The sequence below is a fragment of the Bacillus sp. AFS001701 genome (genome assembly GCF_002559405.1).
GTDB lineage: Bacteria > Bacillota > Bacilli > Bacillales > Bacillaceae_G > Gottfriedia.
In genome coordinates, this window is the sequence record NZ_NTZO01000591.1 from 1 (window position 1) to 4370 (window position 4370).

General features: G+C 30.6%; 6 protein-coding genes. 3 read left to right on the forward strand and 3 right to left on the reverse strand.

Annotation, left to right across the window (positions count from 1 at the left end; translation table 11 throughout):
• The coding region (locus CN514_RS26245; protein ID WP_217993959.1) for a hypothetical protein at positions 1–223 on the forward strand (223 nt) is incomplete at its 5' end.
• Here CN514_RS26245 and CN514_RS23610 read toward each other — a convergent pair.
• The 3 genes from CN514_RS23610 to CN514_RS23620 all read right to left on the reverse strand — a co-directional run bounded on the left by CN514_RS23610 (position 205) and on the right by CN514_RS23620 (position 2013).
• Positions 205–552 (reverse strand): NIPSNAP family protein, encoded by a 348-nt coding sequence (locus CN514_RS23610; protein ID WP_176526053.1) that lies wholly within the window; start codon positions 550–552, stop codon positions 205–207. The two genes, CN514_RS26245 and CN514_RS23610, sit on opposite strands and share 19 nt — an antisense overlap.
• 27 nt (positions 553–579) lie before the next feature.
• Positions 580–1431 (reverse strand): alpha/beta fold hydrolase, encoded by an 852-nt coding sequence (locus tag CN514_RS23615; protein WP_098234664.1) that lies wholly within the window; start codon positions 1429–1431, stop codon positions 580–582.
• Positions 1432–1548: 117 nt separating this feature from the next.
• Positions 1549–2013: a GNAT family N-acetyltransferase gene (locus CN514_RS23620; RefSeq protein ID WP_098234665.1), complete on the reverse strand. Its 465-nt coding sequence runs from the start codon at positions 2011–2013 to the stop codon at positions 1549–1551.
• Between the two features lie 211 nt (positions 2014–2224).
• Between CN514_RS23620 and CN514_RS23625 the strand changes: the two genes are divergently transcribed.
• Positions 2225–3052 carry a 5'-nucleotidase, lipoprotein e(P4) family gene (locus CN514_RS23625; protein ID WP_098234666.1) on the forward strand — a complete coding sequence of 276 codons (828 nt, stop codon included), beginning with the start codon at positions 2225–2227 and terminating at the stop codon, positions 3050–3052.
• Between the two features lie 469 nt (positions 3053–3521).
• On the forward strand, positions 3522–4169 hold the full coding sequence (locus tag CN514_RS23630) for a 2OG-Fe(II) oxygenase (RefSeq protein ID WP_098234667.1): 648 nt from the start codon (positions 3522–3524) through the stop codon (positions 4167–4169).
• Positions 4170–4370 lie beyond the last annotated feature (201 nt).

The following is a 4370-nucleotide window of genomic DNA, read 5'->3' on the forward strand; positions in this document are numbered from 1 at the left end:
CGGAATTAACCATTTACTAACAATTCAAAAAAAAAAAAACGATTCATTTGAATCGCTTTGTAATGATGATTGGTTGATTATTTCTAAATTTCTTGTTTTACTTCAAATCGATTATCAATTCTACTTGCACCCAGGCATTTCCATTGTATCTGAACAATTCTCGTTTCGAACTAATAAGACTGCTCCGTTATCATTTGTAATAACCTACTCCCTTAAAACATAATGTTTAGGAAGTTCATATGTTCCAATTGGTGAAGTTGAAGTAAGAAATTCTTGATGACTTTCTATAAATAATTCACCTAGCTGAGCCCTTTTCTCTTTTGCTTTTAGATGAAGCTCAGATTCCCTTATCATAATTTCAATCTGCTCATACTGTTCAATACTTTCATATTGCCAAATCGCTTCAATTTTATCATTCAATTCGTTTACCCACCTGCCAATCAATTTAGCGCCATGCTTTATTTGATTCGGGTATAAATAATGATGAAAAAAATCATTAAATTGTTTTAATTTATCTGGATTTATTTTATATGACTTCTTTCTATAAATCATTTTTATTTGCCACTCCATAATGTGAATTTAGACAAGCGTTTTTTTAGTAAATTGTTTTACTTCCTTATAAAACAATTCCTTCTCTTCTAAAAATGGATAATGATTACTTTCATTTAAAATGACTAATTTCGATTTTTCTATTCCTTCAGCCATTTCTACTGAATATTCGATTGGACATTGTACATCATGTTTGCCACAAATGATTAAAGTTGGACAGCTTATTAATGCTAACTTTTTTGTTACATCGTAAATTTGATATTCCCTATTAAAATAATTTAGTCGAATTGCTGACATTTTTTTAGAGATTGGTAAATTAAAATAGTCATGATATCGTTCAGGCGTATGTAAAGATAGCTTTGTCCGCTCAATTGATAGAGCTTCTCTTTCTTCATTTGACAATTCGTTACTTTTTAGTTTTTCAATTAATTCTTGCATGTTATTAAATTGCGGATGGGCCCGGTTATAAATACAGTTTTTTGAAAATGTTGTATAGTCTCTCGCTGCAGCCCCAACAATAATATTATGATTTAAAGAATTTGAAAAATAGATTCCATAAATGATTCCAAGCATCCCACCAGTAGAATGACCAGCGAAATTCCAGGATGAATAGCCTAATGTTTTCCTAATTTCTTCTAAATCAAAAATCGTTTCTAACATACTTAATTCATAAGGAAAATGTGCTTTTTCGGAATTCCCTGTTTCTCTTAAGTTTATTAAAAATACTTTAAATAATTTAGTAAATGAATTGGCAAAATAATCTCCAGTATCATTAAACTCAGAGTAATTATGTGTGACACATAAAGGTTCTCCCTCACCTTTACAAAATACTTCAAATGTACCTCGTTTCGTATTAATTAGTCTTCGTTCCCATTTCTCCATAGCGTAAAAACCCCTACTTTTTGACATACCCTACAATTTCTTGAAAATAGGTATTAATTCCTACCATTTAAAAAATTGTTCACATATTATTCAAAATTAATAATACGTAAAATTCAGTTATCTCTTAACAATATAATACCAAACTGCCTCTTCTCCAAAGTAATCACCGGTCGGATTAAATCCTGATTGCTTATATAAATTCATAGCTAATCTATTATCTTTATGAACTGTTAAGCGAATCTCATTACATTGCTGAAATTTATTCACAATCCATTTAATCATTTCAGCAAATGCTAATTTACCGTAACCTTTACCCTGAAACTGTTTATCAATTAAAAACCCATTTATCCAATAACTATTTGTTGTATGTTCTTCATATGCATGCATAATAAATCCAACCATTTTCTGATCATCATAAATTGCAAATGGGATATATTCCACATTTTCGCCATCTGGTTTTATATATACTTTTGCAATGGATACTGCAACCGAGGGAACAAAATTCAATTGTTCTCTATCTACTTCAAGTTTTAAAGCTTCTTCCCAATTTTCTCTTGTTACGATTTCTAAATAAATAGTCATCGATAGCCTCCCTTTAAACTTAAATCCCTTATATCATATCACTTTTTTTACCAAATTCAGAAATTTCCGAAATTACGGTAAATGAAATTTTTAATTAAAAGCGAATAGTTTTTAGTCTTTAGGTAATAACAACCTTGAAAAGCAATTTTTCATATTTACTACCTAATTTTTATTTAGCTAGTACATTTAATATATATGAAAGGAAATTATTATGAAAAAAATTGTTATTATTCTCTCTATCTTATTTGCATTTGCATTTGGTTCATTGGCTGGCATTGGTTTTAGTAAAGCTGAATTTGCAAGAAGCACACAAGAACATAATGTTATGTCTACTAATTGGTTTCAATCCTCTGCGGAAAACAAGGCTTTGCAAATTCAAATTTACAATCAGGCAAAAGAAGAGCTTGTTGAAACAATGGTTAAAAAGAAAGCAAGTGATAAATTAAATAAAAAGGCAAAACCAGCCGCAGTTGTTTTAGACATTGATGAAACAATCCTTGATAATTCCCCTGATACTGCTTGGTCCATTAAAAATAATACTTCCTACCCACAAGGCTGGGATGAATGGATCCATATGGCAAAAGCGGATTTAATCCCAGGTGCAAAAGATTTCTTGCTCGCAACGAAAAAAATGAATGTAGATGTTTTTTATCTTACAAATCGCCCTGAAAAAACACGAGATGACACAATTAAAAATTTGAAACTACATGGATTACCGAATGTTGACTCAAAACATTTATTTTTAAAAACAGATACAGCTCAAAAAGGACCACGACAAGCAGAGATTGCAAAAACTCATGAAATTGTTATGTTAGTAGGCGATAATTCAAACGATTTATCAGATATTTTTTATAAAGCGGATTTGAAAACTCGAAAAGATAATGTCGATAAAATTGCAAAGGACCTAGGAATAAAGTATATCCAATTACCAAATCCAATGTATGGAGACTGGGAAGATGCGATCTATCATTACAAAATGTCAAAAACTGCAGATGAAAAAGCAGTCGATCGATATAAGGCTTTACAACCAATGAAATAGATAGCTTTATAAGGTTAGATGAGTTAGTTTTAACTTAACTAACCTTTTTTCATTATTAAAAATCCAACATTCGATTAGATAATTACTATTTTCATATGATTAAATTATATCATTTCTTGTTTTTTTAACTCAAACATCCCCCCTGATTATCCATACTTTGAGTTTTCAGCAGATAAAATTCGACAAAACTCCCAAATACCTGCGATTAAAATACTCTAATATTTAATTTTCAAAATTATCTTTAATCATTTGTCTAAAGGCTTGGATTTAAGCAGGAAAATGACAACACAATGAGGAATTTATTCTAAAAAGAATTTTTTTGTCTACGCGTATTGAAGCCTTGCCTCAAAAATTTAAATTTCTGGTTTTTCTTTTCTACAAAAATGATTTACGAAATTTGTTAAAGCAATGATCTCACCAATTTTTCCTAGGATTTGTATTAATGTAATATACAAGGAGATGTGACAAAATGTTAGAAGAAGGAAATTTAAAGGAAACCGAACAAACCATTTTTAATCATACTGGTTCGATTATCCAAACAATTGATCGAGAGATTGAGATTCTTACTCGGAAAGAGGAACCGTTAGTTGTCTTACTTGATAATGTTTTAAGTAATGAAGAATGTGACGAGCTAATCAACCATGCAAAATTACGCATGAAACGGTCAAAAATTGGGTTATCCCATGAGGAAAATGAGATGCGAACAAGTAGTGGTATGTTTTTTGAGGAAAGTGAAACGGAACTTATCAAACGCATTGAAAAACGAATCGAAACGATTATGAATATTCCAATCGAACATGCAGAACCATTACAAGTTCTTCATTACGAGCCGGGACAGCAGTATAAACCGCATTTCGATTACTTTTCCAATCATCGGACAAATAATAATAGGATTAGTACACTCATTCTCTATTTAAATGATGTAGAAGAAGGTGGCGAAACGATTTTTCCTACACTTAATTATTCTGTTGTCGCCAAAAAAGGCACTGCTTTATACTTTGAATATTTTTATCAGGACGAAGCTATCAATGAACTAACGATTCATGCAGGTAGCCCTGTTATTAGCGGAGAAAAATGGGTTGCGACTCAGTGGATGAGACGACAACGTATTCGCTAGTATTGAAATAATAATTATTTAATAGAATAATTTGCATCTTTAGGACCGGATATTTCAGATAATTCTAATAATATTTGGTCCTATTTTATGTAAGGTGCTTTCCTTTTTGCATTTTCAGTTACTTATGAGCATCTTATTAGTTACTTTAACTCAATTTTTTCTATTTAATTACTCATGAATTTTCTATGAGGTACTATAATT

Bases quoted from the DNA above. Each gene is read 5' to 3' on its own strand.
- CN514_RS23610 (WP_176526053.1), bottom strand. From the start codon at position 552: ATGATTTATAGAAAGAAGTCATATAAAATAAATCCAGATAAATTAAAA.
- CN514_RS23615 (WP_098234664.1), bottom strand. From the start codon at position 1,431: ATGGAGAAATGGGAACGAAGACTAATTAATACGAAACGAGGTACATTT.
- CN514_RS23620 (WP_098234665.1), bottom strand. From the start codon at position 2,013: ATGACTATTTATTTAGAAATCGTAACAAGAGAAAATTGGGAAGAAGCT.
- CN514_RS23625 (WP_098234666.1), top strand. From the start codon at position 2,225: ATGAAAAAAATTGTTATTATTCTCTCTATCTTATTTGCATTTGCATTT.
- CN514_RS23630 (WP_098234667.1), top strand. From the start codon at position 3,522: ATGTTAGAAGAAGGAAATTTAAAGGAAACCGAACAAACCATTTTTAAT.